Genomic DNA, 25,233 nt, shown 5'->3' on the forward strand with positions numbered 1-25,233 from the left:
GGTTTGGCATAAAGACTCCGACCTACAAAGGAATGACATGGAACAGCACCGCCGCGATCGTCATCACCACGGACGCTCCCAGCAGAAACGGGCCAGCAAATCGCTGATGCGTGCTTAACTCGATTTCACTAAGGCCAGTCACAAGAAACGTCGCCGGCGTGAGCGGACTTACGGGGAAGCCGGTGGTCATCTGTCCTAGTAGTGCGGCTTCCGCGACGCTCGCCGCAGGCAATCCAAAGCTCTGAACGGCGGCAGCAAGCACAGGGAGAATTCCGAAATAGAAAGAGTCAGGATCGAACAGCAGGCTTAACGGCATGGCGACCAGGCCGAGCACCAGGGGAATGTGCGGCGCGAACCCTGGCGGTATGTGTGCGATTGACGCTTTCGCCATGGCGGCGAGCATGCCGCTGCCTTTCAGTATCCCCGTGAACACGCCGGCCGAGCAGAGAATGGCACTCATAGACAACGCCGCTTTCGCGTGACGATCAATCGCCTTGCTCTGTTCGCGCACTGATCCGAAGTTGAGCAGCAGGGCCAGTGTTGTGCCCAGCATGAAAACGATTGCCGGCTCAACCTTGCCGCTGATCACAAGGCCTAGAACTGCCGCAGCTAGAATCAAATTGCAGGCGAAGAGAACACGCGAACCGGGCCGAGCGATTATTGCGATTGTGCTCGTTGGAATGGGCATTGAATTCGTCTGTCCAATGCGTCTGCTCTCTTTGTGTCCGAGATACACGGCAACCGCGAAAACATAGACCAGCCCCACGATCTGAACAGGAATGAGAGGCTTGAACAACGCCAAGGGCGTGGTGTGGAGTGCGCTCGCAGCGCGAATTGTGGGCCCCGTCCATGGCAAAAAGTTTACGCCTGCCGCGAGCGATACCGCACATGCCAAGATTCTCCGATCCATCCCGAGTTCCTGATACAGCGGCAGCAGGGTGGGAATCGCAACCAGAAATACGACTGCGCCGGAACCGTCGAGGTGTAGCAGCAGCGCCAGCAAAGCAGTTCCCGGAACGATGAGCACGGGGTTCTTGCCGATCCGACGAAGCAGAATTTTGAGGAACGGTTCGATTGTCCCCGCATCGGTCAAAACGCCAAAGAACAGGATGGCAAACAGGAACATAGCCACCACAGGCGCGATTGACACCAGCCCGGATAGGGCAAACTGCGCCGTCTTCAAGCCGAAGCCCGCCATCAGGCAGGCGATTACTGGAAACAGAAAAAGGGCGATCAGGGGCGACACGCGGCGGCTGGCGATTGCCACGATCATGCCGAGGATAGTGATCAGACCCCAGATGGCAAGCATGCACAGCGACCGTTGATGCAACCCTTTCCCAAATAGTGCGAGTATAGAGAGCTGCGTCACAATATGTACATTGCATAAATCAGAAGTCTATAATCTGGATTTCCGATGATTCACGAACTCCGTCACATTCGTGCCTTTCTCAAGATTGCAAAGACGCGCAACTTCACACGTGCTGCCAATGACCTGCATGTTTCGCAGTCCGCGTTGACGGTCCAGGTGCAACAGCTTGAAGAGAGCCTGGGAGTCCGTCTCTTTGACAGAAATAAGCGTGGAGTGATGCTCACCGCAGCCGGTAAGGACGTCTTCGGCCCGCTACAACGGTTATTTCACGATGCTCAGACCATCGTTGAGCATGCGCGCGACCTGAGTTCTGCGTCAACCGGCTTCGTGTCCATCGCTGCTCTACCCACCGTATGCGCCGGACCGCTCCCGGAACTGGTACGAAGTTTCCTTGAGAGTTTCCCTGGGATTCGCGTACAGATTTCAGACGTGATCGCGGAACGCGTGCGTGAAGCTGTGCTCAAGCGAGAGGTTGACTTCGGAATCGGGACCCTTCACGGACGCGATGCGGAGCTTCGCGCAACTCCCTTGTTTCAGGATCACCTGGTTGTCTTTACACCTCCTGGGCACCCGCTCTCGGAGAAGCGCACCGTCACACTTCGCGAGGCATCAGCTCACGGATTAATTTTGCCGGGGCGGGAGAGCAGCGTGAGAGAGGCAGTTGAGGCCATTGCACATCGCGAGCGATTGCTCCTCGACATACGCTACGAGACAAATTTCATGCCAACCGCTTTGGCCTTCGTTCGCGCCAATCTGGGGATAGCCATTCTGCCGGAGACGGCAGCCGGCACTGACACTTCGGACTTCAGCATGATTCCACTGAACAACCGGTTTTCGAGCCGCCAGATTGAGCTGCTTCAGAGAAGAGATGCCACTCTATCTCCGGCCTCCGAGAGCCTGGTGCGCCATCTCTTGCAAAAACTCCATGCTAGAAAGCGCGAAGATCGCAGCGCAGCTTCCACGAACACAAGAAGAAGAGTGAAAAACAGGTAATCGGGAAATTCGATTATTCCGTTCGAATCAATGAATTGTACTCATGCTTCCGAGGACTGTTATAGTCGCGTGCATCGCATAAAGTAACACGTTCCCGGAGGCTGTAAATGGATGGTTTGAAGAAGCTTGCCGCGGCGGCAATTGCATTGTTGGCTGCCCCGGCCTTGTTTTCGCAGGCTGGCGTAGTCGGCACTGATGCAGGCAAGTTGCAGGGGGTTACGCAGGGGCAGGTCGAATCATTCAAGGGTGTGCCGTTTGCCGCACCTCCGGTCGGCGAACTTCGCTGGCGCGCTCCGCAGCCTGTGCAGCCGTGGTCCGATGTGCGGCAGGCCAACTCCTACTCAGCAGATTGCATGCAGGTTCCATTTCCCAGTGACGCTGCTCCGCTGGGCACCAAGCCGGCAGAAGATTGCCTTTACCTCAACGTGTGGCGTCCCGCCGGCACCAAGGCGGACGCGAAGCTGCCCGTCATGTTCTGGATCTACGGTGGAGGCTTCGTCAATGGAGGCAGCTCCCCCGAGGTGTATGCCGGCAGCAAGTTCGCCGAGAAGGGCGTGGTCTTTGTCAGCGCCAACTATCGACTGGGCCGCTTCGGCTTCTTCGCGTTTCCTGAACTCACAAAAGAGAACGCGGACGGGATGGTCGGCAACTACGGCTTCATGGACCAGATCGCCGCACTGAAGTGGGTTCAAAAGAATATCGCCGCGTTCGGCGGCGATCCCGCCAACGTCACCGTCTTCGGCGAGTCGGCGGGCGGCTTCTCGGTAAGCATGTTGCTCACCTCGCCTCTGTCGCAGGGGTTGTTCTCCAAAGCGATCATTGAGTCCGGCGGCGGCCGCACCAACCTTGGCGGAGAGCGTTACCTCAACACGGCCTTACCGAACGGGCCTACCTCAGCTGAATCGGTCGGCATCGAGTTCGCGCGCAGCCTGGGAGTGGTCGGAACCGATAAGGACGCGCTGGACAAATTACGGCATCTCTCCGCCGAAAAGGTGCTCGGCAATCTCAACATGGCAACCATGAATCAACCCGGATATGCAGGACCCTTTATCGACGGTCGCGTGGTCCTGTCCGATCCGCAATCCGCTTACCTGTCCGGCGCCGGCTGGCATGTCCCACTGATGATCGGGACCAACAGCATGGATATCGGCTTCGGCTTCGCGCGTGATAAGGAAGAGCTGTTCGCGCCATTCGGTGCGGATCGCGAGAAAGCGATCGCGGCGTACGATCCGACCGGAAAGGGCGAGCTGCGCGCCGTGCAGTACCAGGTCTCCATGGATCGATTTATGGTTGAGCCCGCTCGTTTCGTAGCCAGCGTATTCGCTTCGGAAGGCCAGCCTGCCTACGAGTACAGGTTTTCATATGTCGCAAAGTCCATGCGAAGCAAATGGCCGGGCGCGCCCCATGCTACCGAGATACCTTTTGTCTTCGATACCGTGCAGGCGAAGTATGGAAACGAGCTCGCGCCCGAGGATGAAAAGATCGCGCAGGCCATGCTGAAGTACTGGGTGGCCTTCGCCAAGACGGGCGATCCGAGCACGGGCAACACGCCGGCATGGCCGCGCTACTCGCCCGCAACCGACATGCTGATGGATTTCACCGAAAACGGTCCGGTGGCCGAAAAGGATCCACATAAAGCGAGGCTCGATGTTACGGCTGCATACGTAACGAGCTCCGCTCCTGCGCCGACGCCAAAGCTTCCGCCCCGCCCGTAAGATGTCGCAAAGATAGATGTGAACCTTCTGAACGGCTGCGGCTCAACCGCAGCCGTTTCCGTAAAGGACGAGTTGGGCCAGGTTTTCGACTGCCTCTCGGCGCCACGATCTCGGTGACCCTGTTCAAAATACCCCGGTAACGATCCCATCGCGGATAACTCGTGCTACGTCCACGTCGACACTGCAGAGTGTTGGAACCCTTCCAATAAAGCGATTTATTTATGTTGCCGCCGTAGCTCCTAAATCGGTATAGTCGAGAGTTCTGCGGACCTGACGCCGTGCAGACCTCCTGAAAGGCCATTCCAATGAGGTACTCAGAGATTGGTATCCTCGTGCTCGTAGCATGTTCGATCGCGGCACAAGCACAATCCGAAGCTTCGAACCGCTGCGCCGCCCTGAAGACCGCAACACTCACCGAAGTCGAGATCACGGATTCCGTGCCGGTTCCGGAGGGGAAAACTATCCCGCCTGCCTATCCGGGAGCATCGCCCGTTGGACCGCTGCCCGCGCACTGCCGCGTTGACGGCATGATCAACCGCCGCAAGGGCGTTGATGGCGTGGAGTACGGGATCGGGTTTTCACTAGCTCTTCCGGAGCCGGATGCCTGGAATGGTGACTTCATGATGCAGGGCGGCGGAGGCGGCAACGGTGTCGTAGCATACCCTGTTGGGTCGAGCTACACAGGAGACAAGCCGGCGCTCGCTCGCGGCTTCGCTGTTGCAAGCACGGACTCTGGACACAAGGCGAAGACTGGCGGCTTTGATTTCACCTTCATGCGCGACCAGCAGGCGTATCTGGATTTCGCATATATGGCAAACGCCGAGGTGGCGGGAGTCGCCAAACAAATCATCGACCGCTATTACGCGAGGCCGGCGGCCTACTCCTATTTCGTCGGCTGCTCCACAGGCGGACGAGAGGGCATGATCCTGTCGCAGCGTTTTCCAACCGTGTTCAATGGGATTGTGTCGGGCGATCCTGCGATGCGCACCGGCCTGTCAAACCTCGCGATTGCACAATGGATTCCGGTGGCTTACAACAAGGCGTCGCCAAAGGACGCGTCCGGTAAGCCGGAGATCGATAAGTTTTTGACTGAGACGGATCGCAAGATCTTTATGGACGGCCTGATGAAGCAGTGCGACGCGCGCGATGGCGTGGCGGACGGCATGATCTTCGATCCCATAGGGTGCGACTTCGATCCTGCGGTGCTCGCATGCAAATCGGGGCAGGTGGACACGTGCATTGCGCCTGAAAAGATTGCGGCAATCAAGAAGGCGTTTGCAGGGCCAAAGAATACTTACGGAACGCAGGTCTACCCTGGCTTTCTTTACGACACGGGTATTGCTTCGACGACCGGCATACCCGGTTTGCTGGCGCTGAGCAAGAATGGTCTGTTTGGCCCGTACACCACCGCTACTGAACTCGATGTGGATGCCGCTGCGCTGCATGCGTCGGATCCGCTGGTTGAGCCAGCGTCAACAAATCTGTCTACGTTCTCGCAGGACGGCGGTAAGCTGATCTTTTTCCATGGCGACAGTGATCCGTGGTTCTCACCGCTCGACACACTCGGATACTACAAGTCGCTGGCCGCGACGAACGGCGGAGCGAACAAGGTGGCGGAGTGGAGTCGGATGTTTCTTGTGCCGGGAATGGCTCACTGTGGAGGCGGCCCGTCGTTGGATCACTTCGACATGCTCAGCGCACTCGTTGGGTGGGTAGAGAAGGGCGCGGCGCCCGAGTCGGTGGTTGCCACTGGCAGCGCGTTTCCAGGACGCAGCCGCCCGCTGTGCGCCTATCCTAAACACGCGCAATACACCGGAAGCGGAGACACACAGGACGCCCGAAACTTCCAATGTCGGTGAAAACCTACAACTCTCGTGAGAGGTCTGCATACATGGTTCATCGTTCCATTCGGCGGGCAGCGCTCCGAAGAGGTGTTCTGAGAACAAGATTGGAAGTTCACAGGAGAGTCGGATGATGCAGGTAAGGAGTAGGTTCCTAAGCCCGGTTTCTGTATTCGGCGCGCTCTGCGTTGGGCTTGGCGTTCATGCGCAGCAAGCACCTCAGCAACCCGCAGCGCAGCCGCCGAGGCCCGCGATGCAAATGCCTGCTCCCACACCCAATGACACGTTGAAGTCGGTCGAGGTGACGCCCGATCGCCATGTCCGGTTTCGCATTTGGGCGCCGAACGCCATTGAAGTGAAACTGCATGCCGAGGGCCCGGAGGCCACACCGGGAATCACTCCGGAAGAGACGGGTAAGTATATGGCTGGTGTGCCTTTGACCAAGGGAGATCAGGGCGTCTGGGAAGCGACCATCGGCCCCATCGAGCCTGGAATGTATCGCTACACATTCACGGTGGATGGCGTGAGCACGACAGACCCGCGGAACCCGCTCACTTCGCAATCGCTGACCCATGCATCCAGCATGTACGAGGTTCCGGGCGCGGACTTTATGGAGTATAAAGCGGGCGTGCCGCACGGCGTAATCGCAACGATCTACTATGACTCGTCTGCCACAGGGGGCCAGCGCCGCATGCATGTCTACACACCGCCGGGCTACGAGAATGGCAGCGCCAGATTGCCTGTCCTCTACCTGCTTCACGGGGGAGGCGATTCTGACGACTCGTGGCCTACGGTCGGACGCGCAGGGGCGATTCTCGATAACCTGATCGCCAGCGGGAAGGCTGTCCCGATGCTGATCGTCATGCCCGCAGGCCACGTCTCCACGGACTTCCGTTTGACGCCCGGCGCGCGTATGGGCCACGACGCCTTCAATGATGACCTAGTAAAGGTGGTGCTGCCCTACATCGACGCGCACTATCGAACTGTTGCCGACCGCGACCACCGTGCTATTGCAGGGCTGTCTATGGGCGGCCTGCAGACACTGAACATCGCGCTCGATGACTCATCGGATTTCGCTTACGTGGGCGTGTTCAGCTCCGGATGGTTCCCCAACGCGATCAAGGAAGAGCAAGACACAGACGTGGCGCAGTACCGGGCGTCGGGCAAGCCGTTTCGCCTGTTCTGGGTGGATGCGGGCAAGTACGACATTGCGCTTCAGAACAGCCATGCCACGGTCGCCGTCCTGAAAGATGCCGGAATCCATGTGGAGGAGCATGAGAGCGGCGGCTTCCACGCATGGCCTAACTGGAGAGACTATCTGCATCAGTTCGCGGCGCTGGTCTTCAAGTCTCCGGAGGCACAATAGCGTGCGTCATCGATAGCCGCATTAGCTGAAGCCACCTGCTTTATGACCACAAGTGCCGCTTGCTGAAACCGCTTGGAGAGGAACCATGAAAACTCGCATGACGCGAATCATCGAATGCATAGCAGCCTGCAGCGGAGCACTCCTGCTTGCCGCAGCGCTACACACTGCAGCTGCCCAGGAAGCCACAAATCTTCCTTATTTGAATCCGCAGCTATCCCCGGAGCAGCGGGCCACCGACCTGGTGCATCGCATGACGCTGGCGGAAAAAGCATCCGAGATGCAGAACAACTCGGCCGCCGTCCCCCGGCTCAAAATCCCCGCCTATCAATGGTGGAGTGAGGCTTTGCATGGCGTAATCAACCAGGGTGTGACGGAGTATCCCGAGCCGATCGGCCTGGCGGCAACGTTCGACGCACCCGGCATCCACACCATGGCCGCGCAGATTGGCATCGAGGGCCGCATCAAGCACGTGCAGAACCAGCGCGAAGGACACACGGGCATCATGGGCGGACTGGACTTCTGGTCGCCCAACCTCAACATCTTCCGCGATCCGCGCTGGGGCCGCGGTCAGGAGACCTATGGCGAAGACCCGTTCCTCACCGGCCGCATGGGCGTTGCGTACGTCACTGGCCTGCAGGGCGATGACCCCAAGTACTACCTCGCCATTGCCACGCCCAAGCACTTCGCTGTGCACAGCGGACCGGAGCCTACCCGGCACTTCGCAGATGTCGACGTGAGCAAGCACGACGAAGTGGACACCTACGAACCCGCCTTCCGCGCCGCCGTGGTCGACGGCAAGGCTGGATCAGTGATGTGCGCCTACAACGCCATTAACGGCGAGCCTGCTTGCGCCAACCAGTACCTGCTTCAGGATCAGCTTCGCGGAAAGTGGGGCTTCCAGGGTTACGTTGTCTCCGATTGCGATGCGGTTCGGGACGTTGCGGCGAATCATAGGTATCGCCCAACGCAGGCCCAAGGCGTCGCAATCTCCGTCATTCGAGGCATGGACAACGAGTGCGTCACCTTCACCTCTCGCTTTGGCGAACCCGTCGAAAAGGCTTACATTGATGCCGTGCAGCAGGGATACCTGCCGGAGAACGTGCTCGACACCGCGCTTATTCGCCTCTTCACTGCGCGGATCAAACTCGGCATGTTCGATCCCGCAGACATGGTTCCCTATACCAAAATCGATGAGAAGGAACTCGACAGCAAGGAACACCGCGATCATGCACGCAAGTTGGCGAACGAGTCCATGGTGCTGCTCAAGAACGATGGAATGCTTCCACTCAAACCTGAGATCAAAAAAATTGCTGTCGTTGGTCCACTGGCAGATCAGACTCGGCCGCTGATTGGCAATTACGCTGGGCAGCCCACGCACATCGTCTCCGTTCTCGACGGCCTGCATGCTGAGTTTCCCAATGCAACGATCACTTACGTTCCGGGCACGCAGTTTCTGCGCACGGATGGAAAGCCCGTGCCCGATACGCTGTTAGCCACTCCCGATGGCAAGCCCGGCCTCAAAGCTGAATACAGCGAAGGCCGCATGTCTCCCGGGGCGAAGACCACGCCGATTCTCACGCGCACTGAAGCGAACGTGAACCTGAGCGAGAGCAATCTGCCCAAGGAAGTTGCCGGGAAGAAAGCATACGGCGTGCAATGGACGGGGACGCTCACTCCCACTGAATCGGGCGACTATCAACTCGGCGTTCGCTGCCATGGGTTCTGCCGGCTTACCGTAGATGACAAGCAGGTGGCAGCGGCCTTCGGTGGGGGCGATGAGATGTCCTCCGGTATGGGTCGCGTTCACTTGCAGAAGGGCCGCAAGGCGACGATCAGCATGACCTATGGCACACAGAACAGCAAGCCGCATGCCGAACTCATCTGGAACAAGGCGCAGGCCGGTGTCTCGCCCGAGGCAATTACCGCAGCTAAGTCCGCAGATGTCGTGATTGCGGTTGTGGGCATCACCAGTCAGCTCGAAGGCGAAGAGATGCCCGTTAGCGAACCGGGATTTCTCGGCGGAGACCGCACCAGCATCGACTTGCCCCAGCCGGAAGAAGACTTGGTGGAAGCGGTGGCGGCCACGGGCAAGCCGCTGGCAGTTGTTCTGATGAACGGCAGCGCGCTGGCCGTGAACTGGATCAACCAACACGCTGACGCCATCGTTGAGGCCTGGTACCCCGGCGAAGAGGGCGGAGCCGCCGTCGCCGAGACGCTGAGCGGCAAAAACAATCCTGCGGGAAGGCTGCCGGTCACGTTCTACAAGGGCGTCGATCAGTTGCCGAACTTCGAGGATTACGGCATGGCGAATCGTACGTATCGCTACTTCACCGGAAAGCCGCTTTATCCATTTGGGTACGGACTGAGCTATACGAAGTTCAGTTACAACGATCTCAATATCCCGACACAGGCCGTTGCTGCCGGACAGCCCGTGGGTGCGGATGTGACCGTGACGAATACGGGCAAGCTGACCGGCGACGAGGTCGTTCAGCTCTATTTGAAGTTCCCCGATGTGAAAGGAGCGCCACGGATTGCACTTCGCGGATTCGAGCGCGTGCATCTTGCCGCCGGCGCCAGTCAGAAAGTGCACTTTGACCTGAAGCCCCGCGACTTGGGGATGGTGACGGAGGATGGCAATCCGATCATCGCCCAAGGGGAGTACACAATCAGCATTGGCGGCGGCCAACCTGATACGGGAGCGCCTGTCGCTACGGGCAAATTCCGCGTTGACGGACAATACGCGCTGCCGGAATAACGAGGAGTGTGCTGCTAAAGCGAGCGGCGCATTTGAAGCGACTGATTGCACAAACAGAAAGCGCTTGTCTTCGGGCATCCCGGCATTGGACGAAATGATGGGCGGAGGTATCCCGGAAGGTGATAGCCTCCTCATCGGTGGCGCCTAAGGGACAGGGAAGTCGCTTCTCGCGACTCAGTTCACCGCCGCCGGCATTCGTGCGGGTGAACCCGGGATAGTCGCGGTGTTCAACGACTGGCTCTCCTGCTAACCAGTTGCGAGGCCACCACGTTCCTGATCGACGGCGTGGCTGGCGCATGGCATACGGCGGATCTTCAATTCTGCTTCGATAACAAGAAGCGCTGTGAGCAGGGGACAGGGAATACATCGGAGGTGCAGGCGCTGGCGAAGAAGATGGCGTCTTCGTGTGCCGCATTTGCTGCAACCGGAAATCCCAGCATACCGGGACTAAATCGGGCGGCAACCAATCCTGAAACCAATCGGACGATGATCTGGGACAACGAGTGTCACAGCAGAATCTTGAGGAACCAGTGAACGACCGGCACGGATGCCTCTTCGCATCCGTGCCGGTGGATTTGCGCTAAGGCCTGTTGTCGTCAATCCACAACCATTTTGAGGCAGCGGCTGAGAATCGCCAGTCTTATAGAAACGACAACTACGTTCACAGCGAGCTCGACCGAGCTTGCCCCCCTGCGATCAATCTACGTGACATCGCTTGGCGGGATATCTAGAATGGGCTGTCCTTATCACCCAGCCCCATGGACCTTGCAGGAGCTCAATGATGCCCCGCCCCCTTTACGTGTTTCTGCTCTTGCTCTGTGCGCTCACCATAGAAAGTCAGTCACAGAAGACACAGACGAGCACCACCGCCAGTTCCACGGCCGCAGCCCCTCGCGTCGAAGTGTCACTTCGCGATGGATGGCGCTTCAAACTCGGACCAGAATCCACAACAGAGCTCCAGGCTGAACCGGATGCGACATGGACAACCGTCAGCGTGCCTCACACTTGGAACCGCGTCGGCTACTACAAGGACGCACCTGCATCGCACATTAACACCGCGCAGAACGTCGTCACCACGCAGGGCGTCGGATGGTACAAGCTCGCCTTTACGCCTCCAGCGAATGTGGCTGGCATGGAAAGCTTTCTGCAATTCGACGCAGCAAGCCGCATCGCGACCGTGTGGCTGAACGGCACCCTTCTTGGCACACACAAGGGGGGCTTCTCGCGCTTTCGCTTGGACAGCACCGCCGCGCTGAAACCGGGTCAGGAGAACAGGCTTACGGTGAAGGTTGACAACACAAAGCCCGCACCTGGAAGCTCGACCGCCGACGTACTACCGCTTACGGGAGACTTCTTCGTATACGGTGGCCTGTACCGCCCGGTAAGCCTGGTCTTCACCCGGAAGATGCACCTCGATCTCATGGACTACGGCTCCTCCGGAGTGTATGCGAAGACGACGTCTCTGGCGTCTGGAAGGGCACAAGTAGACGTCCGCGCCAGGGTGCGCAACGACAGTGAGCAGAGCGGCACTGTGATGCTCCGAACCCTTCTGATTGACTTCATGGGCAACGTCGCGGCACAACAAGAGCAGACCGTCGCTGTGGAACCGGCGAGTGTGGCAGAGAGTATCGCAAGCCTGGCTGTGCCGCATCCGCATCTTTGGCAAGGTGTGGAGGATCCGTATCTGTACAGGCTGGTCGTGGAACTCTCAGACAAGTCCGGCCAGCTTGTGGACCGTATCTCTTCCCCCTTTGGCATCCGGCAGGTCCGATTCGATCCAAACGAGGGGCTGTTCCTGAACGGAAAGCACGTGACGGTGCATGGCGTGGGCTATCACCAGGATCGCGAAGGCAAGGGCTGGGCCTCGGAGCCTGCGGACGTTGCCGCAGATGAGGCAATGATGCGTGAGATGGGAGTCACCGGTATACGCCTCACTCACTACCAGCATGGCGAGCCGATTCACGATCTCGCGGACCGGGACGGACTTGTGCTCTGGGACGAGATTCCCCTGGTAAGCCAGTGGACCTTGGGCGAGAGCCTGCAGCCGACCGAAGGGCTTCGTGAGAACGCCCGGCAGCAACTGCGCGAGCTCATCGCGCAGAACTTCAATCATCCCTCGGTGATCACCTGGTCCATCGGCAATGAGATCGATTTTGGGAACAGCATACCGGCCTTCGTGGGGAACAAGACAGGTGCCATTCCAGATCCCCTGCCACTACTCAAAGAGTTGAACCAGTTGGCGCATGAGCTGGACCCGAGCAGGCCCACAACGCTGGCAACCTGCTGTGAGGGGATACGCTACGCACCCGATACCGTCGTGCCCATCACAGCCTCGGTCACCGACCTCTCCGGCGCAAACCGCTACTTCGGCTGGTATTATGGCATGCCCTCCGATTTGGGCCCTCATCTTGACGCCCTGCATCGCACTCGCCCGTTACAGCCCATGGCTGTAACGGAGTACGGCGCCGGGGGCGCTATCTCGCTGCACTCTGACAATGCGCTCGGTGGCCCGGAGTCTCGCAATCGGCCCCAGGCGGAAGAATACCAGTCCTACATTCACGAGCAGAACTGGTCCACTCTGAGCAGCAAACCGTATCTGTGGGGTACGTTCCTATGGAACTCCTTCGACTTCGGTAGCACAAGGCGCAACGAGGGGAATGCCCAGGACATCAATACCAAGGGCATCGTCACCTTCGACCATAAGTACCGGAAAGACGCGTACTTCTTTTACAAGGCCAACTGGACGGCCACGCCTACTGTCCACATCAACTCCAGCCTTTATACCGAACGGGCCTACCGCGTAACAGATGTGCGGGTGTACAGCAACGCGCGAATGACATCGCTGCGAATCAACCGTAGGCTCGTTGGGGTGCTTGTAAATTGCCCGGAACGTATCTGTGTCTGGAAGGATGTCGTTCTCAGCCCCGGCACGAACAACATCGTCGCGAGTGGGTCGTTTCCCAACGGAGATGTGGAAGATAAAACGCAGTGGCATCTATCCGACGCTGCTGCGAAGACCGTGAACATCGATTGCGGTGCTCTGGTCGCAGGGGATAGCGAAGGAAAACACTTTGGATCAGATACGTTCTTTGAAGGGGGAACGGCCGGTGCGATCTCCGGCCCGGCGGCTTGGGGAAGAGTTCCGGTTCCTCCGAAAATCGCCGGCACCAACAAGCAGGAGATAGCGGCCACCTACCGGTCCGGATCGTTCACCTATCGTATTTCTGTCGCTAACGGATCGCACCACGTCATCCTCACGTTTGTCGAGCCGTCTCTGCATCGCGGCGACCGCATCTTCGACGTCTTCGCGAACGGGCAGAAGGTTATCACCAATCTGGATGTGGCCGCCGCTGCCGGAGGTTCCCTCACCGCCTATCAAAGGGATTTCGAGGTGAAGGCCACGGATGGCATGGTGATTATTCAGTTTAGACCGAGCAAAGGCGACGCGATTGTCTCCGCGATAGAGGTGCAATAGCGTCGCAAGAGGCCGCAGGTGTGCGGCCTCTAAGGGTGGGCTTGATCGCACTGGCGAAAAATCGCCGCGCAGCCAAAAGCGCAAGGTGAAACGCCCACTCGAGGACAAGATACTTGCAGCCATTCTGCTTCCTGGCTTCATTGGATGGTCACCTGCTTCGGTGCCAGTCAAAGCTCCTTTGGACTTTTATTCAGGCCGCGGGACGGCGTAACTGCTAAATCGTGTACCCCGCCCGCTTGAATGGCATGGTTCGTACCCGCTCGCCGGTCGCCGCGAAAATTGCATTACCCAGCGCGGCAGCCAGAGGCGGAACACAAGGTTCACCCAGACCTGCGGGACGGAAGTCCGATTGGATGAAATGGACGTCGACCGGTGGGGCGCTGGGCATCCTTAGAATTGGATAGCCAGTGAAGTTCGTCTGCTTGATACGGCCCTGCTCAGCTTCGATCTCCAGCCCCATGGCAGTGGACAAGGCATCGATGGCGCCTCCCTGGGCCTGGTTCTCGGCGCCGCTCATGTTGATGACGGGGCCGATGTCAGCGACTACGATGATCTTGTGGACGGTGACGTGTTTCTGCGCATCGACGCTCAGCTCGACCGTTTCGGCGACATGGCCGCCATAGGCGCAACTGAAGGCGATCCCCAGTCCTCTGCCTGAAGGAAGCTTCTTGCCCCAGCCCGACTTTTCGGCAGCCATTTTGAGTACGCCGGCGGCCCGGCTGGCATTGTAGCTGCGGCTGGGATCGGGCGGCGGACCTTCGGACTTGGCCAGCGGACGGGCGAACCACTCCAGCAGAAACTCCACATGGTCGCGTCCCGCAGCTACAGAGAGTTCATGCAGGAAGCTTCCTGCCACGAACATCTGCACATTGTCAGTGGGGGCGCGCCACGGGCCACAGGGAATCTGCAGCGGCATCAGGCTGACGGCGTAGCGCACGTTTGGCGCCATGTCTGTGGGGAAGCTGTTGTTGCTGCGCGCGCCACCGGAGACGGGACGGCTTCCGTCGGCCGAGAAAGAAACCAGATGGTTCTGGATGGCGGAGAGCTTGCCTGTCTTGTCGACTGCGCCCTTCAAAAAGTGATAGCCGCCAGCGCGGAAGAAGTCGTGCGCGAAATCGTCTTCGCGCTTCCATTGCAACTTGACCGGGGCGTTGACCTTCATGGCGATGGCTGCGGCTTCGCACATATAGTCGTTTGCCAGCCTGCGTCCAAAGCCTCCCCCGGCGCGCATCTGGTGAACCGTCACCTTCTCGTCGGGCAGATTCAACATCTTGGCGACCATTGCCAGGCCGCGATCCGCCTGCTGGGTAGGCGTCCAGATCTCCATGATGCCGTCATGCCACCATGCGGTGCTGTTCTGTGGCTCCAGCTGCTGATGCGAGACCATGGCGTAGTCGTAGGACGCCTCGACCACCTTGGCGGCGGAGCCAAAGGCGGTATCGACATCGCCGACATTGTTCGCCGGGGCCGGCATCTGAGCCCCGATCTCCTTGGCCTTAATCGCAGCCTGGGTAAGCGAATCCTTCGATGCTGAGCTCTCGTCCCAGTCCACTTTCAGGGCGGCCTTGGCCTTGAACGCTTCCCAGGTGGACTTTGCGATGACTGCCACGCCCGGCATCACCTCGGCCGGGGTGCCGGTACCGTCCAGCACAAAGGCGTCCACTACGCCCGGCATCTTCTTGATCTCGTCCAGATTGGCGCTCTTAACCTTGCCGCCTACCGCAGGACACATGATGTAGTTGGCATACAGCATGCCCGGCATCTGCACATCGATGCCGAACAGGGGCTGGCCGGTGACGACCTTCAGGTTGTCGACCCCGGTAAAGCGCTTGCCCAGGAGCTTGTACTCGGCGCGTGACTTCAACTGCACTTTGGTCGGGTCGGGCACCGGTTGAGCCGACGCCGCCTTTGCCAAAGCACCATACGACAACTTGCGGCCCGAGGGCGTGTGAGTGACGACGCTGGCAGCGGCGCTGCATTCACTCACCGGCACCTTCCATTCTTTGGCCGCAGCGGCGATGAGCATGGCCCGCGCGGTGGCGCCGGCCTGACGCAACTGGTCCCAGGCGCGTGGGATGGAAGTGGAGCCACCGGCACCCTGATAGCCATAGACCTTGGAATTGATCGGCGCCTGGTCGACCTTCACTGTATTCCAGTCGGCATCCAGCTCTTCGGCGATGATCAGACCGAAGGCGGTCTTGATCCCTTGACCGATCTCCGGCCCTTTGGAATAGAGGATAACGGTATTCTCAGGCGTAACCCGTACGAACGCATTGAGGTTGCTTGCGTCAGCTTCGGAGCTGTCTTCCGCCAGGGCTGCGCGCGTATCGAGCCGGAAAGCCAGCACCAGTCCGCCTCCGGCGAAGGTCGCCAATTTCAGGAAGGATCGCCGCCCCATCATTGCAACGGGAGGCGAGATGGTCTCCACCTCCGCGATCAGGGCCTGCATATCGGCATCAAATTGTGCGAATGTTTCACTCGCCGGCATGGACTTCTCCTTTCGTCTCCGCCGGAGACCCGGCAGCCTGATGGATCGCCGCCTTGATGCGGTTGTATGTGGCGCAGCGGCAGATATTTCCGGTCATCGCCTCTTCGATCTCGGCGTCAGTCGGCTTGGGATGAAGCGCGAGCAGTGACGCCGCGCTGAGGATCTGGCCGCCCTGGCAATAACCGCACTGGGCGACGTCAAGGTCGATCCACGCCTGCTGCAATGCATGCAGTTTGCCGTTCTCTCCCAATCCTTCGATGGTGGTGATGTTGCCGGTCACGGCGGAGACGGGCGTCAGGCAGGAACGAATGGCGGTCCCATCCATGAGCACCGTGCAGGCACCGCACAGGCCAATGCCACAGCCGTACTTGGTGCCTTTCATGTCGAGTTCGTCGCGCAGCACCCATAGCAATGGGGTGTCCTCAGCGGCGTCGACCGTTCGAGGCTTCCGATTGATATTAAGTTGGAACGGCATGTGATCTCACCTCACAGAACATGAAGAAGGGATATTTTCAAAGAGAAACCGATACGGGAGTAATAGCTCACAACATATCACTTTTGGCTGATTGATCGCTCTCAAAGTTATGGTCGACTACCACCACTTCGCCGAGAGAAATGGACTTCATCCGTGTCAGCCTGTGATGCCGTGAACGCGCCAGAATCGGAATGAAGGCTGACTTATTTACATAGACGGATCTCTCTGTCATTTAGCTTCATGATTTACGCTGCTCGTGGAGCGAATCAAGTGCCTGAAAATGGGTTCGCCGTTCCGAGTGGCGCTGCGATTTACAGAAACCATCAGATATTTCCGCGCGCCACCTCCCACAGGAATGGCAGATGTTTCCTCTGCAAAACGAGATGGGGTAGGGCTAAAGATCGCGTTCGCTACTCAACCGCTTGTGGCTGGCCGGTTATCGACCGCCAGGCAAGTCGATATCCTTAGCTCTTGAAAAACGCCAATAGGTCTGCATTGATCGTTTCCGCTTGGTCGAAGCTCTGATTGCCGAACTTACCGAGCACAACCCGGTATTACAAAGAATCAAGCGGGGCGAAGCTATCAGTGCTGATGAAGCTGACCAACTGGCCGAGTTACTGCACGAGGAACATCCGCATATCACGGAGGATCTGCTGCGCCAGGTCTACAAGAATCGCAAGGCCCATTTTCTCCAATTCATTCGTCACATCCTCGGTATCGAAGTGCTGAAGAGCTTCCCGGATGAAGTGAGCGCCGCTTTTGATCAGTTCATCCGCGCGCACACCACTCTTTCCAGCCGACAGATGGAATTTCTCAATCTGCTGAAGAACTTCATCATCGAGCGCGAAAAGGTGGAAAAGAAAGACCTAATCAATGCGCCATTCACGGTAATTCATCCGCAAGGCATTCGCGGCGTGTTTAGTCCTTCAGAAATCAACGAGATCTTGCAGCTGACCGAAGGGTTAGCTGCCTAAGGAACAGGTAATTCCATGCTGCAAAACAGTCCCGAACTCAAGAGCAAAATCGACCAGCTTTGGAACAAGTTCTGGAGCGGGGGTATCAGCAACCCTCTTACCGCCATCGAGCAGATCACCTATCTGCTGTTCATGAAGCGTCTCGATGATCTGGATCGCAATCGCCAGTCTAGTGCAGAGTTTACAGGCGAAAGTTACGTTTCAAAATTCGAGGGAACTTGGATTCCCCCCGAGTACCGCACTCAGTCGGAGCCTGACAAATTCGCCATCGATAGGCGCACCCTACGTTGGAGCGAGTTCAAACATATGCAGGCCGAAGAGATGCTGCAGCACTCCGGCTGCCAGATTCCGCTGTCTTCGCCGAGTACGCGATCCGGCACCTGAATCGCTTGCTGGGCGCGAAGATGCTGGTCGATTTCAATGAGGCCGTCGTTGCCAAGTATCAGAATGACCGCCTCAGCGAAAAGGCGTCCCCCAAGACCATCAATGAAGAGGTTGGCTTTCTGCTTCGCATTCTTGGCGAGCCGGGCGACCTGATCCGTGTCCGCCTCCGCAAGAAGAAGATGCTCAAGCTGAAGACACGCGAAGTCATCGGCAAGGCGTATAGCGAGGACGAGAAACAGCGGATGCTTGCCGAGGCAGCGAAGGCCCGGTCACCCCACATCTACCTTGCGCTGACACTGGCCCTGAATGCCGGGATGCGCGATGGAGAGATTAAGCAGTTGACGTGGGCGCAGATCAATTTTGCCAAGCAGTATCTGGCTGTAGGCCGCGCCAAGACGGCGGGCGGGGAGGGCAGGACCATACCTTTGAACTCGGAACTGTTCGCCGTGCTGACCAATTACGTCGAGTGGTACAAGCAGAAGTTCGGCGCGACCAAGCCAGAGTGGTATGTCTTTCCGTTCGGCTCACCCCAGCCGACCGACCCGACGCGCCACGTCACGACGCTCAAGACCGTCTGGAGCAATGTCCGCGCGAATGCGGGCGTGAAGGGGCGCTGGCATGACAACCGGCACACGCTCATCACCGAGCTTGCCGAGAGCGGCGCAGGCGACCAGACGATCATGGACATCGCTGGCCACGTCTCGAAGCAGATGCTGAAGCATTACAGCCACATTCGGATGGAAGCAAAGCGCAGTGCGCTCGAAGCAATTGTCCGTAAGTCGAGCGCTGCGAATGAGTCACAGCAAGGGTACCCACAAAAGTCCCCACAGTCGCCCCGAAACGGCGGTAAGACTCCCAAAAGCGGTCACGCGCCTGAGCCAACCGAGAACGCGATTGCACGCAAAAACGGCGCGCGCGATTGCTCAGAATCGCCTGATTTTACGCAGCATTTTGAGGGGGAGTACCCACAAAAGTCCCCACAGTCGGGCATTTTTGAGGGTACTCGGGGAGTTGTGATGGGGCGTAAGTCGTTGAAAAGAATTGGCTCCTCAGGTAGGACTCGAACCTACAACCCTTCGGTTAACAGCCGAATGCTCTGCCATTGAGCTACTGAGGAGTGTTTTGGTGCGGGTGGAACAAATCCGCTTCTGTGGTTATATCAAAGGCTCGGGGATGCGTCAAAGTCGGCCCGATTACGGGGCGTCCGGGCTCCCGTTCTGACCAGCAGCGCTTCGGCCACCCGACGGCCCGACTTCAGCGCGCCATTGATCGATGGCGTCTCCTGCGCATCGCCGCAGAGATAGATTCCGTCCTCCACCGGCCGCACCGGCCCTGACTGCCATTGCGTAGCCTTGGCAAAGGGAAGCGCATATTGGATCGGATAGCCTCCAATCACCCGCCAGTTGTTCGCCGTCCTGCCAAACCATCGCGCCGCGTGGTCTCGAACCTCTCTTTCGAGCAGGGCCATTCCTTCGTCCGAATCGGGTGCCTGCTCCACCACGCTTGCGGCGATCAGTTCCGCTCCCGGTGGCGCATACTGCGAGGAAACGCGGCTCATCACCGCCAGATTGTTGATAGGGCCCGCCTGTGCGCCTTCGCCGTTCAGCACGATAATAGGCTCGTCCACCGGAGAGCTTTCTGCCGCGTAGTAAAACGTGGTCGTCTGGTTCCACTTGCGGGGCTTGGGCAAAAACTTGCTCTTGGCCGCCAGTCCGCTCAGCAGGGGAATGCAGTCATGCTCCGCAACCGCCAGCACCAGAATGGCTGCTTCGATAATCCCTTTTGTATCTGTCTCGATCGCAAACTGGCGATTGCTTCTTGTGATCCGCCTTACCTTCGCATGGGTCAGCAGTGTTCCGGCTTTCAGTTGTGCCGCGAGCTGCCGTGGAAGCTCCTCCATGCCATTCTCGGGCACAGCGGTCTGGCCGCTGGCAAACATTCGAAACAGAAATTCAAAGAAGCGGCTGGATGTTCCCAGCTCACGCTCTAGAAAAACGCCGCCGAAAAATGGAATGAAGAATCGCTCAAGGATTGCCGCAGAGAAGCCGAACTCCTGCAGGAACTTCATCGTCGTATTTTCAGGATGAGCGAAGATGTCAGCAGTTTCGCCCGCCATCACATACGAGCGCAGCTTGGCGACGCGCAGCTTGTCCTGCAGCGGAATGACATTATCGAGGGCAAACCTCATCGCTGCCAGTGGTTCGCGAAAGGGATCGGCAAAGCGATGGAACCTCTCATCATGCCGCACCAGCGCCCCGGGGCGCAGTGGCCGCAGCTTCAAAGCCTCGTAGTCAAATGCCCGCTCCGCTTCCGGATACCTGGTAAGCATCACCTGGAAGCCGCGATCGAGCCTGAAACCTTCGACAATGTCTGTACGGATACGACCACCCGGTGCATCTGCCGCTTCGATCAGGGTGACGTCCACTCCGGCGCCTTCCAGCGTAAGCGCACAGTTCAGGCCTGCAAGTCCCGCCCCGATGATTGCTATCTCTGTCATTGATCTGATTTTAGTATGCAGCCTTTTCGAGCTGGCCTCTCGCCTCAGTCACATGCTGGGTGAGGCCATCCATTTGAATGCACGATTCATCGGCAGCGAAGCCTGGGAGCAGCAGCGCCCAACAGAGATATTCTTCCAGCGCTTCGCAGTAGCGTTCCGGTTCTGCGGGTTGCGCGCCAGTTAAGGTGCAGTGTACGGGCTGCATCCGTCTCCTGTCGATGCACGGGTTCGTGCGCAGGTGGGTATTGCTGCAGCGCATCGTAAATTTACACACAAGTTTCGTGCCAAATCCATTCCTTGGAGAGAGATTCGCATCTTATCTCTGGTAGCACGTTGCGGTTTTCACTCACCCAGCGAGGCTGCGAACGACGCGCAAACAGGAGCAGTAAATGCCGAAAGCAATAGGAGTCACGCTCGAAGAGGCTCGCCGCATCATTGCGGCGGCGAAAGATAAGGCTGCCGAGATCAAGCAGCCCATGAACATTGCTGTGGTGGATGAGGGAGCCAATCTTGTCGCTTTTGAGCGCATGGATGGAGCATGGATCGGCAGCATCGACATTGCACAGAAAAAAGCCTTCACCTCCCGTGCGTTCGATCTCGATACGAAGACACTTGGCGAGAACTCCCAGTCCGGCAATCAGTTCTTTGGTATTCATGCCTCGAATAACGGAAAAGTCATGATCTTCGCGGGCGGCGTTCCGCTCAAGCGCAATGGAGAAGTGGTCGGTGCAATTGGCATTAGTGGTGGTTCCGGCGTCCAGGATCAGACCGTCGCGGAAGCAGGCGCAGCCGCCTTCGCTAAGTAAATCATCAACAGCAGCAACAGGAGAAAAAGATGGCGAGCAATCGTGGTGTAGTTTATGAAGGTCCAGGGAAAGTCGAAATCCACAACATCGATTATCCGAAGTTTGAAGACCCAAACGGCAAGCCAATCACTCACGGTGTCATTCTCAGGATTGTTTCCACGAACATATGCGGATCCGACCAGCATATGGTTCGCGGTCGCACCACAGCCCCAAAAGGAATTGTGCTCGGCCATGAAATCACCGGCGAAGTAATTGAAAAGGGCAAGGACGTCCTCTTCATCGATGTTGGCGATCTCGTCTCTGTTCCGTTCAATGTGGCCTGCGGACGCTGTCGCGCCTGTCGGGAACGTAACACTGGTGTCTGTCTCAACGTGAATCAGCAGCAGCCGGGTGGCGCTTATGGATACGTCGATATGGGCGGCTGGATTGGTGGCCAGGCTGAATATGTGATGGTTCCTTATGCGGACTTCAATCTATTGAAGTTCCCGGACAAAGACCAGGCAATGGAAAAGATCACCGATCTCACCATGCTGTCTGATATCCTCCCGACTGGCTTCCACGGAGCGCGCTGCGCTGGTGTGGACGTCGGTTCTACTGTCTATATTGCCGGCGCTGGCCCAGTGGGAATGGCAGCAGCGGCCTCCGCGTACATACTCGGCGCAGCCGTCGTCATCGTGGGAGATAGAAATCCCGAGAGGCTGGCTCACGCGAAGAAGATGGGCTACGAGACCATCGACATCTCGAAGAGCGACAATCTCGGCGACCAGATTGCCGAGATCCTCGGCGAGCCCGTCGTCGATGCAGCCGTCGATGCAGTTGGTTTCGAGGCAAGCGGTCACGGCTCCAAAAGCGAAGCCGCGCCCGCCAGCGTTCTCAATTCGCTGATGGATGTGACATTCGTTGCGGGCGGCCTCGGCATTCCGGGGCTTTATGTCGTGGAAGATCCCGGCGCTCCCAATGAAGATGCCAAGCACGGCATGCTCAAGGTGCGTTTCGGCAAGGGCTGGTCGAAGTCGCTCCACTTCCACACCGGGCAGGCTCCGGTCCTTCAATACAACCGCCAGCTCATGCAGGCCATCCTGCATGACCGGCTGCCAATCGCCAAGATTGTCAACGCTACCGTCATCACCCTTGATGAGGCTCCAAAGGGTTATCAGGACTTCGATAAGGGAGCGGCGAAGAAGTTCGTCATCGATCCCAACGGCCTCGTCAAAAAGCACGCAGCCTGATCCGACACCCTTAGCCCGCTCTACCTTCCGCGCTCATTCGGCGCAAAGGTAGAGCGGCTGTTTTTTGCGCTGGAATATGAATGTAGCGATAAAGGAAAACTTCGCGGGTGGCCGGTCAATCTCCCGGCTTGATCCTGCGCGCGATCACCAGCGCGCTGATAAAGATTCCCGCCGCCGGCACTCCCAGTACAGGAATAGCGCGCCGAAGCCCTTGCTGGGCGCGGGGGCTGCTGCCTGCTGTCGTGTCGCGGCAAAGGCTGCACCCCTGCGCATGAGCAGCCAGCGGAGATGCTGCAAGCGCGAGGAGCAGAAGCAGCTTCACTGGAAGTAAACCATCAGCACAAAGAGAAAAATCCAGAAGAGCCCCATCGTGTGCCAGTACCACGCCGTGCAGTCCACGACGATCTGGCGCATCTCCATCTTGCGGAGAACGAAGACCGCAACCAGCGCCGTCAGCAGCGCCGCAATGCCGATAACCAGGTGTAGGCCGTGGGTCGCAGTGATGAGATAGAAGAAGTGCGAGTTAGGGTTTGTGGCGAAGAACATCCCTTCGCTCGCAAGCTGTTGCCATGCGATCCACTGCCCCATCAGGAAGAGCACTCCAAGCCCGGCAGTCGCGATCAGCCAGGGGGCAGCGCGCTTCACTGCCGGACGTCCCAGCCCCAGCCATTCCTCCATCACATCGATCTCATGAAAGAGCTGTCGGCGGCCCATCTCTACCGTTGCGCTTGAGAGCAGCAGGATCGCGGTATTGATCCACAAAATCGGCGGAATCGCGAGCGGGTGCCAGTCCGAGACATAATTCTCTCGCGGGTCAAAGTGTCCCGCCGTCTGCCTCACAAAAAATGCGCTGACCAGCGCGATGAAGAACATCAGATCCCCGGCCAGGGCAAAGAACACTCCCAGCCGATAGCGGTTCAGCAGTTCGCGGGGCCCGCGACGTCCAGGCGGACGCTTGTCCCAGTTATCTCCATCGCCGCCGCCTCCAGTCGGACGCCTGTCTACAGGCGGTTTGCCGCCGTAGCCAGTATCCTTGCGCTCAATCTCGACCGGTGTACGGGTAAAGGTGGCGGGCATGGGAGATTTCCTCTCACAGAAAGCTTACTCCTGTTCTGCGTCCGCTTCCCATTGCATTTTGAAGCCGGAAGGAAAAGCCTGTGGATCATACGCGTAGGGCCCACGGTGAACCGCTGGAGCGTCCAGCCCCGCTGCCCATTCGAGCGTCGTCGCGCGCCACGGGTTGCCCTCTGCCGGAGTTCCGCGCCGCGCACTCCGCAGAACGTTCCACAGGAAAAGAAACTGCGCGGCAGCCAGCAGAAAGGCAGAGTGCGTGATGCCGGTCTGCAGCGGCACGAGCGAGGCCAGCGACGAGGTGGCTCCCGTCAGCTGCGCGTAGTGGCGCGGCTCTCCGGCCAGGCCTGCAAAGTGCATCGGGAAAAACACCAGGTAAGCGCCCACAAAGGTCAGCCAGAAGTGCCACCGCCCCAGCCGCTCGCTCATCATGCGTCCCGTCATCAGCGGAAACCAGTAGCAGACACCGGCAAAGATGGAGAAGACCGCAGCCATGCCCATGATCAGGTGAAAATGCGCGACCACGAAGTACGTATTGTGCAGGTAGGTGTCGAGCGCCGGCTGCGCCAGGATCGGCCCCGTCAGCCCGCCCGTGATGAAAAAGGAGAGAAACCCCAGCACGTAGAGCATCGGCGTCGTGCGCTCGATGCCGCCGCCCCACAGCGTGCCAAGCCAGCTCAGAACCTTGGCGGTGCTGGGTACAGCGATGGCCATCGTAGTCACGGCAAACGCCGTGCCGGCGTAGGGGTTCATGCCGCTGACGAACATGTGATGTCCCCACACCAGCAGCCCCAGCAGTCCGATAAGCACCGTCGTCCACACCATCATGCGATAGCCGAGGATCGGCCTGCGGGTAAAGTTGGCGATCAGCGAAGAGACGATCCCCATCCCGGGGAGCACTGCAATGTAGACCTCCGGGTGGCCGAAAAACCAGAAGAGGTGCAGCCACAGCAGCGGAGAGCCGTCGCCCTTGCCCACAATCGTGCCATTCACCAGATCGCCCATCGGGACGAAGAAGCTGGTTCCATAATGGCGATCGCACCAGAGCAGCAGAATCGCGGCGAAGAGCACGCTGAATGACAGCAGCATCAGGATCGCAGTCACAAACCACGACCAGACCGTCAGCGGCATCCGCATCAGGGTCATGCCGCGGCAGCGGCCACCGACAATTGTCGTGAGCAGGTTGACCGCCCCTATCGACGACGCGATGCAGAAGAGGCCGATGCTCGCGATCCACAGGTCCATCCCCGTGCCTTGGCCGGGGCCCGCGGCGGGTACTGCGCTGAGCGGCGGATAACTGGTCCAGCCCGAGATCGGCGCGCCGCCCGGCACGAAGAACGCCGCCAGCAGCACGCAAAGCGCCAGCGAGGTCAGCCAGAAGGACAGCGCATTCAGCCGTGGAAACGCCATGCCGCGCGCGCCAATCTGCTCCGGCAGCACCAGGTTGGCAAAGCCGCTCTGCGGCGCCGTCGTCAGCACAAAGAAAACCATGATTGTGCCGTGGATCGTGACCAGCGCCAGATACCCCTCGGGCGGAACAACGCCGAAGAAGGGAAGCCGCAGGTTGGGCCATACCAGGTGAATCCGCATCAGCAGCGAAAGCACCGTGCCGATCGCGACCGCGATCAGCGCCAGCGCCAGGTACTGCATGCCGATGGCGCGATGCTCCGTCGTAAAGATGGCTCTGCGCAGCCAGTGCCTGCGGGTCAACTCGCTGCCGGGAGTGGCTGCGTCCTGCGGGTCGGATTCGCGCGGTTCGGGCATCGGGCAGGGCTCTGCGATTAGTGTAGATCGT

18 protein-coding genes, 1 tRNA gene and 1 pseudogene are annotated in these 25,233 nt (G+C 58.7%); 11 read left to right on the top strand and 9 right to left on the bottom strand.

Translation table 11 applies throughout. The features are described 5' to 3' along the window. Nucleotides 1–22: 22 nt before the first annotated feature. Nucleotides 23–1,309, bottom strand: a complete 1,287-nt coding sequence (locus C7378_RS03075) for a CitMHS family transporter (protein ID WP_131991550.1) — start codon at nt 1,307–1,309, stop codon at nt 23–25. 105 nt (nt 1,310–1,414) lie between these two features. On the opposite strand from C7378_RS03075, the gene C7378_RS03080 reads away from it, so the two are divergent. From C7378_RS03080 to C7378_RS03115, 6 genes are all read left to right on the top strand, one after another. Then, nucleotides 1,415–2,362: a LysR family transcriptional regulator gene (locus C7378_RS03080; protein ID WP_131991552.1), complete on the top strand. Its 948-nt coding sequence runs from the start codon at nt 1,415–1,417 to the stop codon at nt 2,360–2,362. 107 nt (nt 2,363–2,469) lie between these two features. Then, the gene (locus C7378_RS03085; protein ID WP_131991554.1) at nt 2,470–4,077 is read left to right on the top strand and encodes a carboxylesterase/lipase family protein; all 1,608 of its coding nucleotides are present in this window, start codon (nt 2,470–2,472) and stop codon (nt 4,075–4,077) included. A 305-nt stretch (nt 4,078–4,382) separates the two neighbouring features. Then, nucleotides 4,383–5,936 (top strand): tannase/feruloyl esterase family alpha/beta hydrolase, encoded by a 1,554-nt coding sequence (locus C7378_RS03090; protein WP_131991556.1) that lies wholly within the window; start codon nt 4,383–4,385, stop codon nt 5,934–5,936. A 241-nt stretch (nt 5,937–6,177) separates the two neighbouring features. Beyond that, nucleotides 6,178–7,284, top strand: a complete 1,107-nt coding sequence (locus C7378_RS03095) for an esterase (RefSeq protein WP_165876622.1) — start codon at nt 6,178–6,180, stop codon at nt 7,282–7,284. An 85-nt stretch (nt 7,285–7,369) separates the two neighbouring features. Continuing rightward, the gene (locus C7378_RS03100; protein WP_243648027.1) at nt 7,370–10,039 is read left to right on the top strand and encodes a glycoside hydrolase family 3 C-terminal domain-containing protein; all 2,670 of its coding nucleotides are present in this window, start codon (nt 7,370–7,372) and stop codon (nt 10,037–10,039) included. A gap of 778 nt (nt 10,040–10,817) precedes the next feature. Further along, nucleotides 10,818–13,514 carry a glycoside hydrolase family 2 TIM barrel-domain containing protein gene (locus C7378_RS03115; RefSeq protein ID WP_243648028.1) on the top strand — a complete coding sequence of 899 codons (2,697 nt, stop codon included), beginning with the start codon at nt 10,818–10,820 and terminating at the stop codon, nt 13,512–13,514. A gap of 214 nt (nt 13,515–13,728) precedes the next feature. Here C7378_RS03115 and C7378_RS03120 read toward each other — a convergent pair whose 3' ends face one another. Together C7378_RS03120 and C7378_RS03125 are read right to left on the bottom strand one after the other, a co-directional pair. After that, nucleotides 13,729–16,002 (bottom strand): xanthine dehydrogenase family protein molybdopterin-binding subunit, encoded by a 2,274-nt coding sequence (locus tag C7378_RS03120; protein ID WP_207901312.1) that lies wholly within the window; start codon nt 16,000–16,002, stop codon nt 13,729–13,731. Beyond that, complete coding sequence (locus C7378_RS03125) at nt 15,989–16,477, bottom strand: (2Fe-2S)-binding protein (protein ID WP_131991560.1); 489 nt, start codon at nt 16,475–16,477, stop codon at nt 15,989–15,991. The genes C7378_RS03120 and C7378_RS03125 overlap by 14 nt, the downstream gene beginning before the upstream one ends. A gap of 509 nt (nt 16,478–16,986) precedes the next feature. Between C7378_RS03125 and C7378_RS03130 the strand changes: the two genes are divergently transcribed. The 3 genes and pseudogenes from C7378_RS03130 to C7378_RS18140 all read left to right on the top strand — a co-directional run. After that, nucleotides 16,987–17,451, top strand: coding sequence for a type I restriction-modification enzyme R subunit C-terminal domain-containing protein (locus C7378_RS03130; RefSeq protein WP_243648029.1), 465 nt, complete (start codon nt 16,987–16,989; stop codon nt 17,449–17,451). 15 nt (nt 17,452–17,466) lie between these two features. Further along, the gene (locus C7378_RS03135; RefSeq protein ID WP_207901314.1) at nt 17,467–17,835 is read left to right on the top strand and encodes a type I restriction-modification system subunit M N-terminal domain-containing protein; all 369 of its coding nucleotides are present in this window, start codon (nt 17,467–17,469) and stop codon (nt 17,833–17,835) included. Between the two features lie 242 nt (nt 17,836–18,077). Next, nucleotides 18,078–18,515, top strand: a pseudogene (locus C7378_RS18140) (site-specific integrase); the annotation flags it as partial. A 362-nt stretch (nt 18,516–18,877) separates the two neighbouring features. Here the strand turns inward: C7378_RS18140 and C7378_RS03145 are convergent. The 3 genes from C7378_RS03145 to C7378_RS03155 all read right to left on the bottom strand — a co-directional run bounded on the left by C7378_RS03145 (nt 18,878) and on the right by C7378_RS03155 (nt 20,537). Next, nucleotides 18,878–18,952 (bottom strand) — tRNA-Asn (locus C7378_RS03145). 42 nt (nt 18,953–18,994) lie between these two features. Next, entirely contained in the window at nt 18,995–20,332 is a 1,338-nt protein-coding gene (locus C7378_RS03150; RefSeq protein WP_131991562.1) for a protoporphyrinogen/coproporphyrinogen oxidase, read from the bottom strand. Between the two features lie 10 nt (nt 20,333–20,342). After that, nucleotides 20,343–20,537 carry a hypothetical protein gene (locus C7378_RS03155; protein WP_131991564.1) on the bottom strand — a complete coding sequence of 65 codons (195 nt, stop codon included), beginning with the start codon at nt 20,535–20,537 and terminating at the stop codon, nt 20,343–20,345. Between the two features lie 184 nt (nt 20,538–20,721). Here C7378_RS03155 and C7378_RS03160 point away from each other — a divergent pair, with 184 nt between their 5' ends. After that, nucleotides 20,722–21,138: a GlcG/HbpS family heme-binding protein gene (locus tag C7378_RS03160; RefSeq protein WP_131991566.1), complete on the top strand. Its 417-nt coding sequence runs from the start codon at nt 20,722–20,724 to the stop codon at nt 21,136–21,138. A 29-nt stretch (nt 21,139–21,167) separates the two neighbouring features. Further along, complete coding sequence (gene fdhA, locus C7378_RS03165; RefSeq protein WP_131991568.1) at nt 21,168–22,367, top strand: formaldehyde dehydrogenase, glutathione-independent; 1,200 nt, start codon at nt 21,168–21,170, stop codon at nt 22,365–22,367. 115 nt (nt 22,368–22,482) lie between these two features. On the opposite strand, the gene C7378_RS03170 is transcribed toward fdhA, so the two are convergent. Genes C7378_RS03170 through C7378_RS03180 form a run of 3 tightly spaced genes read right to left on the bottom strand, consistent with a single transcriptional unit; the run spans nt 22,483 to nt 25,202 of the window. Beyond that, a complete protein-coding gene (locus C7378_RS03170) occupies nt 22,483–22,689 on the bottom strand; it encodes a hypothetical protein (protein ID WP_131991570.1) in 207 nt (68 codons plus the stop codon). Beyond that, nucleotides 22,686–23,444: a cytochrome c oxidase subunit 3 gene (locus C7378_RS03175; protein WP_131991572.1), complete on the bottom strand. Its 759-nt coding sequence runs from the start codon at nt 23,442–23,444 to the stop codon at nt 22,686–22,688. Before C7378_RS03175 ends, C7378_RS03170 begins: the two co-directional genes overlap by 4 nt. 24 nt (nt 23,445–23,468) lie before the next feature. Next, entirely contained in the window at nt 23,469–25,202 is a 1,734-nt protein-coding gene (locus C7378_RS03180) for a cytochrome c oxidase subunit I (protein WP_131991574.1), read from the bottom strand. Between the last annotated feature and the right edge of the window lie 31 nt (nt 25,203–25,233).

The sequence above is a fragment of the Acidipila rosea genome, from assembly GCF_004339725.1.
Classification (GTDB): Bacteria; Acidobacteriota; Terriglobia; order Terriglobales; family Acidobacteriaceae; genus Acidipila; species Acidipila rosea.

Excerpts from the sequence above, each read along its gene's own strand:
- C7378_RS03075 (WP_131991550.1), bottom strand. The coding sequence starts at position 1,309 with ATGCTTGCCATCTGGGGTCTGATCACTATCCTCGGCATGATCGTGGCA.
- C7378_RS03080 (WP_131991552.1), top strand. The coding sequence starts at position 1,415 with ATGATTCACGAACTCCGTCACATTCGTGCCTTTCTCAAGATTGCAAAG.
- C7378_RS03085 (WP_131991554.1), top strand. The coding sequence starts at position 2,470 with ATGGATGGTTTGAAGAAGCTTGCCGCGGCGGCAATTGCATTGTTGGCT.
- C7378_RS03090 (WP_131991556.1), top strand. The coding sequence starts at position 4,383 with ATGAGGTACTCAGAGATTGGTATCCTCGTGCTCGTAGCATGTTCGATC.
- C7378_RS03095 (WP_165876622.1), top strand. The coding sequence starts at position 6,178 with ATGCCTGCTCCCACACCCAATGACACGTTGAAGTCGGTCGAGGTGACG.
- C7378_RS03100 (WP_243648027.1), top strand. The coding sequence starts at position 7,370 with ATGAAAACTCGCATGACGCGAATCATCGAATGCATAGCAGCCTGCAGC.
- C7378_RS03115 (WP_243648028.1), top strand. The coding sequence starts at position 10,818 with ATGATGCCCCGCCCCCTTTACGTGTTTCTGCTCTTGCTCTGTGCGCTC.
- C7378_RS03120 (WP_207901312.1), bottom strand. The coding sequence starts at position 16,002 with ATGCCGGCGAGTGAAACATTCGCACAATTTGATGCCGATATGCAGGCC.
- C7378_RS03125 (WP_131991560.1), bottom strand. The coding sequence starts at position 16,477 with ATGCCGTTCCAACTTAATATCAATCGGAAGCCTCGAACGGTCGACGCC.
- C7378_RS03135 (WP_207901314.1), top strand. The coding sequence starts at position 17,467 with ATGCTGCAAAACAGTCCCGAACTCAAGAGCAAAATCGACCAGCTTTGG.
- C7378_RS03150 (WP_131991562.1), bottom strand. The coding sequence starts at position 20,332 with ATGACAGAGATAGCAATCATCGGGGCGGGACTTGCAGGCCTGAACTGT.
- C7378_RS03155 (WP_131991564.1), bottom strand. The coding sequence starts at position 20,537 with ATGCAGCCCGTACACTGCACCTTAACTGGCGCGCAACCCGCAGAACCG.
- C7378_RS03160 (WP_131991566.1), top strand. The coding sequence starts at position 20,722 with ATGCCGAAAGCAATAGGAGTCACGCTCGAAGAGGCTCGCCGCATCATT.
- fdhA (WP_131991568.1), top strand. The coding sequence starts at position 21,168 with ATGGCGAGCAATCGTGGTGTAGTTTATGAAGGTCCAGGGAAAGTCGAA.
- C7378_RS03175 (WP_131991572.1), bottom strand. The coding sequence starts at position 23,444 with ATGCCCGCCACCTTTACCCGTACACCGGTCGAGATTGAGCGCAAGGAT.
- C7378_RS03180 (WP_131991574.1), bottom strand. The coding sequence starts at position 25,202 with ATGCCCGAACCGCGCGAATCCGACCCGCAGGACGCAGCCACTCCCGGC.